This is a genomic window from Gorillibacterium timonense (assembly GCF_001457415.1).
GTDB classification, from domain to species: Bacteria; Bacillota; Bacilli; order Paenibacillales; family NBRC-103111; genus Gorillibacterium; species Gorillibacterium timonense.
Genome location: NZ_LN881723.1, coordinates 918,281 through 931,861, shown reverse-complemented (window position 1 = coordinate 931,861; position 13,581 = coordinate 918,281). Strand labels below are relative to the sequence as shown.

The window sequence follows — 13,581 nt, the reverse complement described above, 5'->3', positions numbered from 1 at the left end:
TTTCCTCTCGGTTGGCAGCGCTCTCCTCTATCCGTTACAATGAACATGTCGAAACAACCGAAGGAGGAAGAACAGATGGGGAACACGACAGTGAAATGGGGAATCCTCGGAGCGGGCTGGATTTCCGGCAAATTTGTCCGCGATTTGGCGTATGCCGAAGGAGCGGAGGTTGCGGCAGTAGCCGCTCGTTCGCTATCCAAAGCGGAGGAGTTCGCGGCTGAGCATTCCATTCCACGGGCCTACGGAAGCTATGAGGAGCTGGCGCAAGATCCTGAAGTAGACATTGTGTATATCGGTACCATTCATCCCGCGCACAAGGAGAATCTGCTCTTGTGCTTGAAGGCGGGGAAATCCGTCCTGTGCGAGAAGCCGTTCACGATGACGGCAGCCGAAGCGGAAGTAGCGGCGCGTGCGGCTGAAGAGAATGGGGCCTTCCTGATGGAAGCGATGTGGACCCGATTTCTGCCGCCTATCCGCAAAGTGCGGGAATGGCTGCGCGATGAGAAGATTGGAGAAGTGCGCCTCTTGAAGGCGGATTTCGGCTTCGATGCCGGCTGGAACCCGGAAGGGCGATTGTTGAACCCTGACCAAGGTGGCGGAGCGTTGATGGATGCAGGGATCTATCCCATTTCCTTCGCATCGTATGTCTTCGGTCAGCAGCCGAAGCGAATCGAAAGCACGGTCCGAATCGGCGAAACGGGAGTGGACGAGCATTTCAGCCTTCTCTTTGACTACGAGGGTGGCAAATCAGCAGCTTTAAATGGAGCGGTCAGGCTGGCGATCGGAGAGGATGCCTGGATCGTCGGAACCAAGGGGCGCATCTACATACCCAAGTTCCTGTATGCCACGAGCGCGACCCTGTTCGTGGACGGCGAGGACCCGGTCGAATTTCACGATGAGCGGAGTGCGGAAGGGTACTGCTTCGAAGCGGAGGAAGCGATGGCCTGCCTGCGGGCAGGGAAACGACAAAGCTCCGTTATGCCGTTGGCTGAGACCGTCGCCATCATGGAAACCCTCGACGCGATTCGCGGTCAATGGAAGCTGACTTACCCGTTTGAGAAGGAAGGGAATGTATAAACGCGGCTGAACGGTCTAATTACGGACAAAACCGTCTGCACAAGTATGAGTTGACTATTATTACAGGTTTAGGTCAATCAGCGCGCGCTGGTTGACCTTTTTTAACGAGAAAATGAAATGTCATACGGAGCCGAGCCGGTACCTGGTAGGAGACACTCCGAGTGTTTTAGTAAATTGTCGGGTGAAATAGTTACTGTCGTTGAAACCGCATTCATAGGAGACATCGGTAATCGGCAGCTTCGTTTTTTTCAACAGGACGCATGCGCGTTCGAACCGAAGCTTCTGGATATAAGCCAATGGGGTGATGTTATAGTGTAATCGGAACATCCGGTTTAAATGCCTCACCGAAAGCTGCGATCGGGCCGCAAGCTCCTCCATAGTCAGCGGCTCCAGGTAGTGATCCTCCAAGTAGGAGATGGCCTTCGCCAAATGCAGCAGATGATCTTGCCGTCGATCGTCCTGGTTTTCGTACAGTCTGGACAAATAGACAATAAGCTGCATAAAGTAAGCGCCAACCATGGTTTGATAGGCTTGGCGTTTGTTTATGTACTCTTCGATCAGGTGGGAAATCAGCCCCAAGACGTATTCCAGCTTGGCAATATCCAAACTCAGTCGGCTCATGAACGGCTGCTCTTGGCGATAAAACGGCTCGATAACGAAAAGAGCTTGAAATCCGCTTGAATGATTTAAATCGGTTTTCATCGAAGACAGCATGTGGGTCCGGTACATGATATTGCAGATTTTAAAATCGCGCGCATCTTTGTAGCCGTGCGGGGTAGAGCCGTTTATGACAAATACATCGCCCTTCTTGATGAAAGTCTCCTCGGCGTTGATCAGATGCGTAGCGGTCCCGTTCAAGACAATGACCAATTCGGAAAAATCCAAATGAACATGGAGATCGGCGTCTTCCTTGTGACCACCGTATTGAATAAAGAACGGAAACTGATCATCGGTCGTAAACCATTCCAACATAACCTTATTCATCGATCGGCACTCCTTTTGTCATAACCTGAAAGGAATATGGCTGATTTGTGCTAGTCCGTGACTGAAATGTGAAGGTCGTCTGCTACCTTGTGCCCTAGAATAAATGTGAGTGATCGGTTCAAAACAGAAATAGAGGGTAGCTCGCGATGTAAACGGTTGCAATTTAGGGTTTCAAAAAAAGGACTCTTTGGGAAAGTTTACTATGAATCCCATCCATTAATCAATCGTCTTTCCTGATTTCATCGCGATCCCAGAGTGGGCGGGGTGGATTAATAGAATGACAATTAAGATGTTATCGGTTATCGGTAACTTCTTCAGGAAGGGTGGCATGAACGGCTCCAATCAATTAGTATTCTGACGATTATTTTGTTATCGGTAACTCAGTAGCAGATGCTGACTCCGAAAAGTTCGACTAGGCTTGGGATCACATCCATGCCATCAGCCGCTGCCAGCGGTTTACCATACTAGGGGGGATATCATGAAACCGGCTGTTGAGAACCCAATTCAGCCTCCGCGCTCCAAAGGCTTCCACATTCCAGAACGTTACCGATTGTTCTTGTTTGCTCTGCCGCTGCTTGCGCTCGTCTTTCTGTTCAGCTACTTGCCTTTGTACGGGTGGGTCTACGCATTTTTTAACGTCCGGCCCGGGTTTTCCGTCTGGTCTTCGGAATTCGTGAGGTTCAAGTGGTTCCACGCCATCGTGGCTAACCCGACCCAATCAAAGGAAGTCATCCGGGTCCTCAAGAATACGCTCGGCATGAGCTTTCTTGGAATTGCCACATCCGTTTTCCCCGTCATATTCGCCATTCTGCTGACTGAAATTAAAGCAACGAAATTCAAGAAGGCTGTGCAAATCTTGACGACCCTACCGAATTTCATCAGCTGGGTGCTCGTCTTCAGTATCGCCTTCATGCTGTTTTCCGTAGACAGCGGCTTGATTAATCACCTGATGATCAACCTGGGCTTTCAAGACAAAGGCGTCAACTATTTGGCTTCTGACAGCCATATCTGGGTCAAGATGACCTTGTGGGGACTGTGGAAAGGCCTTGGTTGGAGCGCCATCATGTACATTGCGGCGATTACCTCGATCGACCAGGAGCTCTATGATGCAGCCCGGGTTGACGGCGCCGGCCGTTTTCGGTTGATGTGGCATATTACCGTACCGGGTGTCATGCCGACCTACTTCGTTCTTCTCCTTCTGTCGATCGGGAACCTGATCAACAACGGTCTCGATCAATACTTCGTCTTCCAAAATCCGGTCAACAAAACCACGATTGAGGTTCTGGACCTGTACGTTTACAATGTCGGTCTGCTCGGGGCCAACTTCTCCTTCGCTACAGCGATCGGCATGTTGAAATCCCTGATCAGCATTACCCTTCTATTCTTCGCTAACCGATTGTCCAAAATCGTACGCGGCGAATCGATCATCTAAATGGAAAGGGCTGGGTACTCAACATGGTACAGAAGCGCAGCGTTGGCGACATCTTATTCGAGATCCTGAACTATACATTCTTTGCCCTATTCACTCTGCTTTGCGTCTTTCCCTTCTACTACTTGTTCATCCAGACGATCAGCAGCAACGACCTGAGCGCCCGGGGGCTCGTCACCTGGTATCCGAAGGAGATTCATTTCTCCAACTATGTGAAGGTTCTGCAAATCAAGGGACTCGCGCATGCAACCTTGGTTTCGGTCGGCAGAACGGTTATCGGTACCATCCTCACGGTACTCGGTTCGGCCTTCCTGGCTTACCTGTTCACAAAGCAAAGGATGTGGGGCCGGAGGTTCTGGTACCGCTTTGTCGTCATCACGATGTATTTTAACGCCGGGATTATTCCCTGGTACATCATCATGATGAACCTGCACATGACGAACAATTACTTGGCTTACATTCTTCCAGCCATCATATCTCCTTTCTATGTGATCCTGATCAAAACCTTCATCGAGTCGCTTCCGTCAGCCCTGGAGGAGAGCGCTGAATTGGACGGAGCGGGCATTTTGACTCTGTTCACCCGCATCGTTTTCCCGCTTGTGACCCCAATTGCAGCGACGACCGCCATCTTTGCAGCTGTCGGCCAATGGAATTCGTTTATGGACACCGTCTTCCTAATGACGGAATCGAAGTACCATACTCTGCAATACGTGCTATTGAAATACTTGAACGAGTCCAACTCGCTAGCCGCCATCATTCGTTCGCAAGGGACGGCTAACATCGACTTGACGAACATGCAGACGCCGAATTCGATTCGTACTACGATCTCCATGATCGTCGTGTTCCCCATTCTATGTGTTTACCCGTTCTTCCAGCGGTTCTTTGTAAAAGGGATTTTGATAGGCTCGGTAAAGGGCTGATCCCGAGTTTCTCAAGGAGGTGATGCCGGACCCGTTTCATACGGTAGACGGACATCAGGAACTGGCTAAGACGAACACTATTTAAGTAAAAAAAGGGAGGCAATCACGCGTGGCAAAGATGAAAAAAACCGCAATGACTCTTCTTTCTTTGGTTATGATGACTTCTCTCGCAGCCTGTTCGACCAACAAGTCAAATGATGCTTCGCCCTCAGCTTCCGGCACGAATGGTTCGGAAGCGCCTTCACCGCGCCCAGAAATTACGTTAGATGTATTCTCCTTGACGTCCAACTTCAGCGGCGATCAACCTGGCTGGTTCGCAAAAGTGGTAAAAGACAAATTCAACATCAAGCTGAACATTATTTCTCCGCAGCTCGAAGGCGCGGATGCGAAATTCAGCGCACAGATGGCTTCCGGCAACCTCGGCGATATCGTCATCTTCGGCGGAGCCGACCAAAAGTGGCAGGATGCCATCAAGGCCGGGATGCTGCTTGACTGGACCAAAGACAGTCTTCTCGACAACTACGGTAAAAACATGTTGAAATACGCTCCGAAGGCCATCGAAAAGAACAAGGTCAACTATGGAAGCGGTACCAGTGTTTATGGGATCGGAATTGATGTAGGTCCTGATCAAGCTGGACCTTCTGAAGCGAAGGAGCTGAACGCTCACCCGAACCTGCGCTGGGACCTGTACCAAAAGATCGGCAGCCCGGAAATCAAGACGATGGAAGATTACCTGCCGGTTCTGAAGAAAATGCAAGAAGCTCAACCGAAGAGTGATTCCGGTCGCCCGACGTACGCCTTCTCTCTCTGGGGCGACTGGGACGGAAACATGATGATGCACACGAAGGCATGGGCGATCCTTCACGGCTATGAAGAAACCGATGGCTTTAACCCAGGAGGCTTCACGCTGATATCCGCCGATAAGGATGAAGTACAAGGGATTCTGGATGATAACGGCCTCTATCTGCGCGCTTTGAAATTCTATTTCAACGCCAACCAAATGGGATTGATGGACCCGGACTCCTTGACGCAAAAGTTTGAAGACGCTAGCAACAAGATGAAGGACGGTCAAGTTCTGTTCTCCATGTTCTCTTGGCAGGATGACGTTTACAGCACGCCGGAGCGACTTGCCGAAGGCAAGGGCTTCCAATTGGTTCCTTTCAAGGAAGAACGCAACTTCTCCAACGGCTTCAATCCGTATGGCGCAGACCGCTTCTGGTCGATCGGCTCCAAAACCAAGTCGCCAGAGCGCGTTATGGAATTCATCGACTGGTTGTACAGCCCGGAAGGTTACATGACCTCCAACTATGGCCTGCCCGGCATGGTATATGAGCTGAAGGATGGCAAGCCGGTTCTGACTGAGCTCGGTGAAAAGGCCCTCCCGGCCAACGACACGCCGATCCCGGATGAGTTCGGCGGCGGCAACTGGAAGGACGGCCGCTCGCAATTGACCAACACCTTCAAATTTACTTCCGTTAATCCGGAAACCGGTGAACCGTACGACTATCAATTGTGGTCTTCGCAGCTTGCCAAGCCGTCCAACAAGGTCGACGAAAGCTGGACCAAGGCGATGAACGCAACCTCTCCGAAGGATTATCTGGAGAAGAACAACATGCTGGCGGTCCAAAAGGCCATCTTCACTGGAACGGCTCCGGCGACCTATCCGGACGATCTGGAGCAAAAGAGAGGCCAAGTGGCCACGGTCATCAAAGAATATTCCTGGAAGATGATCTTCGCCAAGAACGAAGCGGAATTTGACAAGCTCAAGAAGGAATTGGTCGATAAAGCCAAAGGTCTTGGCTATGAGGATGTCGTCAAGTTCAACACCGAACAAAGCCAAAAGGTGTTCGAGTACCGGAAAAACAAATAATACGCTGACTTGATCGCGTGGATACGAAGCGGTGCCAATTCGGGATGTGAAGGGGCGCGAAAGCTTCGCAAGGATGGCTCTCTCACCAATAGCTGGATAGGCTAAGAAAAGCGGGCTTGGTTCGAAACTCCTTCGAACCAAGCCTGCTTTCTTTCGCTTGGATGCTGAAAAATGGCATCCATCTTGCGGCCCAAGTTCCAATGGGATACGATAGGGGATACGGGGATTGTCGAATCCCCGCGAAGAGGACGGCGTAAGGGAGAGAGCTCGAATGGGATGGCGAAACAATCGGGTTTTAAGATGGCTTTATTTGCCGGACTGGCGGATGGAAGCCAAGATGTTTGCCGTTTTCTTGCTACTTCTGATCATCCCCATCGGAGTTGTTACCCAACTGTCGGCTGAACGCTATTCCAAGTCGATTGAAGAGAATACGGTTTCCTATTCATCCCAAATTGCCGACAAGATGCTCGGCAAGCTGGACGATTACATGGAGGACTTGAAAAAGATCTCGATCATACCGTCTTATTTGGAAGCGATTCAAACCGGGCTTCGCAATTCCAACGAGTTCTACCGAGATCAGCACGGAATGGTTCCTTCGGTCAACGGGCTAACCAGCGACGGGGTTATGGGCGGTGTCAGCGGAATTAACCGAGACAGCTCGGTCCTATCGGAGATGGAGCGAAGGCGGCTGGACATCCAAAGTCAGATCGCGAACAGCATGTATTTCATTACGAGCCTGAAGACGGGAACGAACACGGTATACTTATTCGATCTTTACGGCAATTCCTATTATGTCATGAAGAGCAGCGTCGTCCGCAGTGACCTGCAGAAGGTATTCAGTGAATGGAGGAGCTTGGCGGAGAATGCGAACGGGGCGCCGGTCTTGACGAGCACCCAGGAAGTATCCGACGCCAACAACCGCAAACGCTTCGTGTTCACGGTCGTTCGGCAAATCATCGATGCGTCCTTTGCTCCAATCGGCATGATCGCCATCGACGCCAATATCAGCGTCATCGAAGATATTGTGAAGGATTTGGACCAGACGACGCAAGGCACGACGCTTATCTTGGATGAGGAAAATCGGGTCGTCTATGATAGCCAGAAGCAATACCTGTCGCAAAATCTCGGAGAGCGGGAGGCATGGGCCAAGGAAACGGGCTCCGAAGGCAGCTTTCATACGACGGTCAACGGGCAGAAGGAACTGATCATCTATCGTCAATCCGCCCAAACCGGCTGGCGGATCTTCATCAGCATTCCGCAAAAGCAGCTGATGGCGGATGCGGATCGGACACGGAAAACGACCTTATTTGCGGGTATCGCTTTCGTCTCCTTCGCAATGGTCATCTCGATCATCCTCATCTATGCCCTGAACCGTCCGTTGCGGTCCTTGGTCCGTACGATGAAGGATGTGCAGAATGGGAACTTGAATGTGGTCTTTCCGGTTAAGCGAAGGGATGAAGCCGGTCTTGTCGGCACGGCCTTCAACCGGATGATCTTGAGGATCAATCGCCTGATCGAAGAAATCCACTTCATTGAGCAGCGCAAAAAGCAGGTCGAGCTGGAATCGCTCCAGCATCAGATAAATCCCCATTTTATCTACAATACCTTGGAGTCGATCCGCATGACGGCTGTGCTCCATGATGATCTGGAAGTGGCGGACATGTCGCGTCTTCTGGGCAAGCTGCTCCGCTACAGCATTCATCAGGGGATGGATACGGTTCCGGTCCCCCAGGAATGGGAGCATCTCGAAATGTATGTTCAGCTGCTCAATTACCGGTATGGGAGCCGGTTTCATCTCACGCTGCCGGAAGAGGATTTATCCCGCAAACGGGTCATTAAGCTCCTGTTTCAGCCGATTGTGGAGAATTCCATTCACCATGGGCAGGACAGCATGAACACGCGAATGGATATCGAAATCCGATACCGGGAAGAAGGCGACGACCAGGTCTTTACCGTTGCCGATAACGGGGTGGGAATGGAGGAGGAGACGCTCGAGCTCCTTCGCGATTCCTTGAACGCACCCGGCTGGCAGGAAAGCAGCAGCGGCAGGGGCATCGGCATGAGAAACGTGCATGAACGGATTAAGTTGAAATACGGCTCGTCCTATGGACTGCAGGTGGATAGTGTGCTAGGAGAGGGGACGGTTGTCACGATTCGTCTTCCGCTCAAAGAATCGAACGGCTAAGGAGGAAAAGCGCCATGTTAAGCATCATAGTTGTTGACGATGAGGAGCGGATTCGGCTCGGTTTGGCCAAGTTGATCGAGCAAGCAGGCGAAGACTATCAGGTCATCGGTATCTTTGAAAGCGGGAACGAGCTTCTAGAGAACCTGGAGAGAATGGAGCCGGACCTTATCATAACGGATATCAAAATGCCGCAGATGAGTGGGTTGACGTTGATCGAACGGATCAAGGAACTTCGTCCAAACGTGCCTATCGCAATCGTCAGCGGGTTCAGCGACTTTGAATACGCCCGTCAAGCGATTCGGCTTGGGGTGGAAGAATACCTGTTGAAGCCGGTGGAGACAGAGGAGCTTACGGGACTTCTGGAGCGTGTCCGAACGAAACTGATCCACGAACGGTCTCGTCAGATTACGGCCAAGGATGATTATCTCCGACTCCTTGCGATCAATGAACCGGGCAAGCTTCCGGCCGCACTCAAGGAAGAGGCGGACGCCGCCCTTCACGAGCATCCCCTATTCTCGGATTATTATGCGACCTTAGTCCTTCGTGCGTCCGTTGATCGAGTTCAGAGCAGAATTCGCAGTTGGGCCCAGGATTTGCAGCGAGAGACCCGGGTTTTGTCTTGGAGATTGGGTGAGCTGGTTATTCTGGTCGCCATCCATCCCGGTGATGATGCGGAGACCGTTCGTTCGCTTGGAGCGAGTCTGCTTTCGCTGCTTCCGGCAAACGTTCATGTACGCGCGGGGGCGAGCGGGATCTTTTATGATCCGTTGTCATTGAACGAGAGCTATAAACAAGCGATGAGTGCTTTGGAATATACTTGGTATGAAGAGGGAATCCGCGCTTTTGAAGCTTCAGAGCGCATAGCGAAGCGCATCGAAGATACAGGCACCTTACACCGGTTAATTGACCGGGATTTCCGCTCGGCGCTTCATACGGTTGATTACGAAAGAGCGGAGACCGCCCTGCGCGCCTGGATGCAGGAGGCGGGACGAATCCATCTTCAGTGGCACACCTTGATGGAGCACGGCAGTCTCCTCCAGACGTTGATCCGGGAAGAAAAGGCGGATCGGAATCTGCTTGCTGAAGGGGATGAAATCCTGGATCCTCTCCTTCCCATGAATTATCCGGAATGGAGTGAGTTCACGCGGGCATTGCTCCATTTGGTTCAAGAACAATTCCGGCTGCTTAAGGACATGCAGCAGGACAACCGGGTGATCGAAACCGTCAAAAGCTACATTTTTGATCATTATATCGAGGAACTGGAGCTTAATCGGCTTGCCGAGATTGTTTACCTGACTCCCAGCTACCTGAGCAAGCTGTTCAAGATGAAGACCGGAGAGACGATCACCGATCTGATCATTTCGCTGCGGATTGATGAGGCGAAACGGCTCCTCGTATCTGAGCTTGCTCTGAAGACCTACGAGGTCGGGGAAAGAGTCGGCTATTCTGACCCGGCTTATTTCAACAAAGTATTCAAGAAGGTCGTCGGCATTACGCCGAAGGAGTACAGGGATCGGGTGCGCATTTGAAGAGCCTGTTAGTACCGTTAGCTTAATTGAAGACAAAGAAAACAAACAAAGACCATTATAATTACGGATGTAACCGTTTATACTGATGATGAAAGCGATTACCGGGCTTTCCCCAATTTCGGGAAGGCTCTTTTTTTCGGTTTTAAAGACTTTGTATGCCATTAGAAAGTGGGGTTCGATCATGTTTAATTTCAGCTACAAAAAACAGCGCACCTTGATCCTTATCGGCTTTCTCACGGTGCCCGTAGCCTTGCTGCTCGTGCTATCCTACTACCCGGCTCTATCCCTGGTGTACTACAGCTTCACCGATTGGACGGGGATTGGGTGGGATATGAATTGGGTTGGTTTTGCCAACTACAAGGAGATCTTCACGAGACCTGAAATTTTTTCCTCCTTTAAAGTAAACGCTTATTATTTTATCGGCGGACTTGCCCAGACCGCTCTGGCCCTCTTCTTCGCCGTCATCCTGAGTGGCAAGCTAAAGGGACGAAATGTTTTCCGGGCGATCCTCTTTCTGCCGTATGTCCTGCACAGCGTAGCGACGGTCATCATGTTCAAGAACGTCTACCACATGGAATATGGCTCGCTCAATATCTTCCTTGGGGCGATCGGACTTGATGCCTGGCAGCAGTCATGGCTCGGTAATGAGCATCTGGTCAATTTCTCTCTCGCCTTCATTTCGATGTGGAAGTTCATGGGGCTTAGCATGATTATCTTCATCGGCGCCCTTCAGTCCATCCCGGGCGATATGTACGAATCCGCTCGAATCGACGGAGCCAACAGCTGGCAGCAATTCCGTTATCTGACTCTGCCAAGTATCCGTAGCGTTCTGAATCTGCAGCTTATTCTGACGCTGACCGGCGCACTCGCCGCCTTCGAAATCCCATACGTCATGATGCTGGGAGCCAACGGCACCTCGACCTTCGTCATCCAGACGGTGGATACGGCCTTCAAGTTCCAGAAGGCGGGCCTCGCTTCCGCCATGGGGGTTGTGCTCATGCTGATCGTCATTGTGATCATCTTGATTCAACGGAAATTGCTGCCGGGGGGAGAGGATTAAGATGGAAGTACGTGAAAATAAGCTGATTACCATTTTGAAATACCTGCTGCTCATCGCAGCTTCCTTCATCGTGTTCTTCCCGATCTATTCGGTCGTGATCGGAGCCTTCAAAACCCAGGTGGAGTATTATCAGTCGGGAATGTCGCTGCCAAAGGATTTCTTCAACTTCGACAACTTCCAGCGCGTCTTCAAGATCGGCAAGCTGGGACCGAGCTTCCTGAACACCTTCATTATCATGGTCATCTCGCTCGGCGGGAACATCCTGTTCGGTACCATGGTTGCTTACGCTCTGGGTCGCTTCAAATTTAAGCTTCGGACGCCGATTATGGGCCTGTACCTGGGAGCCCAGCTGATCCCGACCATCACCACGCAAGTATCGACGTTCAGCGTTATCAAGGCACTTGGGTTGTATAATACGATGGGCGCGCCGATTCTGCTTTACCTCGGGGCAGACGTTCTGCAGATCGTCATCTACTTGCAGTTCATCAACAGCATTCCGAAGGATTTGGATGAGAGTGCGATGATGGAGGGAGCATCCCTCTTCAAGATTTACCGCTCCATCATCTTCCCGCTGCTCGCTCCGGCCACGGCAACCTTGGTCATCCTGAAGACCATCTCCATCTACAACGACTTTTACACGCCTTACCTGTACATGCCGAGTCAAAAGCTGCGCGTTGTCTCCACGGCCATCTATTCCTTCGTAGGACCGAACGCCGCGCAAATCAACGTCATTTCGGCGGGGATTCTCATCATCTTCATCCCGACGGTTGTCATCTTCCTCTTCCTGCAGAAATTCATTTTCTCGGGAGTCACGAGCGGAGCCGTCAAAGGGTAATAAGACAAAAGCACAAGACTCTCTGCCTGCTGTAGCTAAGCAGGCAGAGAGTCTTTTTTATACGGAGGAGAACGGGTCCGCAAGCGCTAACAAGAAGGGTGGTTAGCATAATTCATAACAAGAAAAACAAACGAAAACCATTTTTCTTGAATATGTAACCGCTTATACTGGGTATTGTAAGCGATATCAAGACAAGTGATCCGAAAAGGTTCACTAATCCATTCTTTGGGGGTTGAGCTAGGAATGAAGAAGAAAAGTATTGGGGTAGGGTTAGCATCCGTCATGATGGTGTCTCTGCTGGCAGCATGCGGCTCCAACAGCTCTGCACCGTCAGAATCACCTTCCACATCGCCCGCGGCTTCTGGGGCGGCAACTAGCGAGCTCAGCGGCAAAATCAAGGTATTGACCCACCGGACCGATATGGTAAACGATGGAACCTTGGACGGATATGCCAAGAAATTTAAAGAAAAGTATCCGAAAGCACAAGTCGAATTCGAAGGCTTGACGAACTACGCAACGGATATCAAGGTTCGCTTGACGACGGGCGAAGCCGGTGACGTTAACATGCTGGACGGCGGCATGCCGACGAGCGACTTGCCGAAATATTACGAGCCGTTGCCAGATTCTTTGTTTGAAAACGCTTATTTTGCCGATGTGCGCGAGATCGACGGCAAGCGCTACGGGATTGCGACCGGTGTAAATACGCAAGGGATTGTTTACAACAAGAAAGCATTTGCCGCAGCCGGCATCGACAAAGTTCCGACCACGCTGGATGAACTGTATGCAGATGCGCAGAAGCTGAAGGATAAAGGTATTGTTCCGCTGTACCTGAACTATGGCGCGCAATGGCCGATGACCAACTGGGGTGTTAACTCCTACTGGTATGTAGACGGCAACGCGAAATACACGGATACCCTCGTTACCACGGATACGCCGTTCACGGTTGACGGACCTTACGGCAAGCTGATCAGCATCGCTCGTGAATTCGTACAAAAGGGCTGGGCTGAAAAAGACTTGTCCACGAACAACTGGGAAATGTCGAAGGGTGAACTTGCATCCGGCAAAGCTGCGATGTACTTCCTCGGCAACTGGGTTATCCCGCAGGTTATCGGCGCTGGTGCCGCATCCGAGGACATCGGATTCTTCCCGCTCCCTTATGACAACAGCGGCAAGTACAATGCTCCGCTCGGCGGCGACTACTTCATCGGCGTAAACAAAGACAGCAAGAACAAAGAGCTCGCAACGGCTTGGGTAGAATTCTTCGTCAAGGAATCCGGCTATGACACGTACTCCGGTTTCATGCCGATCTACAAGGACAAAGAACCGGCAGTTGAGCAGATGGCCGAATTCAAATCCTACAACCCGAACTTCATCGAAAGTGTAGCAACGGATCCGAAATTCAACGAAATCGCCAATAAGGCTGAGATCGCGGTCAGCACCGGTTCGGTTGAACAAGATCTGATCAAGGCACCCGATCTGAAGAAAGCATTTGACGACCTGAACAAAAAGTGGGCAGACGCTCGCAAGGCACTTGGGTATTAATTTCGGATGATATCCGAATAAGGAGAGGCAGGCCGTTCGGTTCAAACCGAACGGCCTGTTTTTCGTTACATCGGCTATTCGAAAATTCTGCTTCCTCAAAATAGGAAAACATTGTATCCTAAGCTTAGCAAAAATTGAATAGCTCCCATG

10 protein-coding genes are annotated in these 13,581 nt (G+C 51.1%); 9 read left to right on the top strand and 1 reads right to left on the bottom strand.

Annotation, left to right across the window (positions count from 1 at the left end):
* Window positions 1–75: 75 nt before the first annotated feature.
* Window positions 76–1,077 carry a Gfo/Idh/MocA family protein gene (locus tag BN2684_RS11795; protein ID WP_058302339.1) on the top strand — a complete coding sequence of 334 codons (1,002 nt, stop codon included), beginning with the start codon at window positions 76–78 and terminating at the stop codon, window positions 1,075–1,077.
* Window positions 1,078–1,197: 120 nt separating this feature from the next.
* On the opposite strand, the gene BN2684_RS11790 is transcribed toward BN2684_RS11795, so the two are convergent.
* Window positions 1,198–2,061, bottom strand: a complete 864-nt coding sequence (locus BN2684_RS11790; RefSeq protein ID WP_058302338.1) for a helix-turn-helix domain-containing protein — start codon at window positions 2,059–2,061, stop codon at window positions 1,198–1,200.
* Window positions 2,062–2,539: 478 nt separating this feature from the next.
* Between BN2684_RS11790 and BN2684_RS11785 the strand changes: the two genes are divergently transcribed.
* From BN2684_RS11785 to BN2684_RS11750, 8 genes are all read left to right on the top strand, one after another.
* Entirely contained in the window at window positions 2,540–3,493 is a 954-nt protein-coding gene (locus tag BN2684_RS11785; RefSeq protein ID WP_058302337.1) for an ABC transporter permease, read from the top strand.
* Between the two features lie 23 nt (window positions 3,494–3,516).
* Window positions 3,517–4,410 carry a carbohydrate ABC transporter permease gene (locus tag BN2684_RS11780; protein ID WP_058302336.1) on the top strand — a complete coding sequence of 298 codons (894 nt, stop codon included), beginning with the start codon at window positions 3,517–3,519 and terminating at the stop codon, window positions 4,408–4,410.
* 118 nt (window positions 4,411–4,528) lie between these two features.
* Window positions 4,529–6,280: an extracellular solute-binding protein gene (locus BN2684_RS11775; protein ID WP_058302561.1), complete on the top strand. Its 1,752-nt coding sequence runs from the start codon at window positions 4,529–4,531 to the stop codon at window positions 6,278–6,280.
* Window positions 6,281–6,551: 271 nt separating this feature from the next.
* Window positions 6,552–8,465, top strand: a complete 1,914-nt coding sequence (locus BN2684_RS11770) for a sensor histidine kinase (RefSeq protein ID WP_058302335.1) — start codon at window positions 6,552–6,554, stop codon at window positions 8,463–8,465.
* Window positions 8,466–8,479: 14 nt separating this feature from the next.
* A complete protein-coding gene (locus tag BN2684_RS11765; protein WP_058302334.1) occupies window positions 8,480–9,994 on the top strand; it encodes a response regulator transcription factor in 1,515 nt (504 codons plus the stop codon).
* Between the two features lie 181 nt (window positions 9,995–10,175).
* The gene (locus BN2684_RS11760; RefSeq protein WP_058302333.1) at window positions 10,176–11,054 is read left to right on the top strand and encodes a carbohydrate ABC transporter permease; all 879 of its coding nucleotides are present in this window, start codon (window positions 10,176–10,178) and stop codon (window positions 11,052–11,054) included.
* A 1-nt stretch (window position 11,055) separates the two neighbouring features.
* A complete protein-coding gene (locus BN2684_RS11755) occupies window positions 11,056–11,889 on the top strand; it encodes a carbohydrate ABC transporter permease (protein WP_058302332.1) in 834 nt (277 codons plus the stop codon).
* A 243-nt stretch (window positions 11,890–12,132) separates the two neighbouring features.
* Window positions 12,133–13,431 (top strand): ABC transporter substrate-binding protein, encoded by a 1,299-nt coding sequence (locus tag BN2684_RS11750; protein WP_058302331.1) that lies wholly within the window; start codon window positions 12,133–12,135, stop codon window positions 13,429–13,431.
* The last annotated feature ends 150 nt before the right edge of the window (window positions 13,432–13,581 follow it).

What these genes read in the sequence shown, in the direction of transcription:
- BN2684_RS11780 (WP_058302336.1), top strand. Translation starts at nt 3,517, where the DNA reads ATGGTACAGAAGCGCAGCGTTGGCGACATCTTATTCGAGATCCTGAAC.
- BN2684_RS11775 (WP_058302561.1), top strand. Translation starts at nt 4,529, where the DNA reads ATGAAAAAAACCGCAATGACTCTTCTTTCTTTGGTTATGATGACTTCT.
- BN2684_RS11785 (WP_058302337.1), top strand. Translation starts at nt 2,540, where the DNA reads ATGAAACCGGCTGTTGAGAACCCAATTCAGCCTCCGCGCTCCAAAGGC.
- BN2684_RS11760 (WP_058302333.1), top strand. Translation starts at nt 10,176, where the DNA reads ATGTTTAATTTCAGCTACAAAAAACAGCGCACCTTGATCCTTATCGGC.
- BN2684_RS11770 (WP_058302335.1), top strand. Translation starts at nt 6,552, where the DNA reads ATGGGATGGCGAAACAATCGGGTTTTAAGATGGCTTTATTTGCCGGAC.
- BN2684_RS11790 (WP_058302338.1), bottom strand. Translation starts at nt 2,061, where the DNA reads ATGAATAAGGTTATGTTGGAATGGTTTACGACCGATGATCAGTTTCCG.
- BN2684_RS11750 (WP_058302331.1), top strand. Translation starts at nt 12,133, where the DNA reads ATGAAGAAGAAAAGTATTGGGGTAGGGTTAGCATCCGTCATGATGGTG.
- BN2684_RS11755 (WP_058302332.1), top strand. Translation starts at nt 11,056, where the DNA reads ATGGAAGTACGTGAAAATAAGCTGATTACCATTTTGAAATACCTGCTG.
- BN2684_RS11795 (WP_058302339.1), top strand. Translation starts at nt 76, where the DNA reads ATGGGGAACACGACAGTGAAATGGGGAATCCTCGGAGCGGGCTGGATT.
- BN2684_RS11765 (WP_058302334.1), top strand. Translation starts at nt 8,480, where the DNA reads ATGTTAAGCATCATAGTTGTTGACGATGAGGAGCGGATTCGGCTCGGT.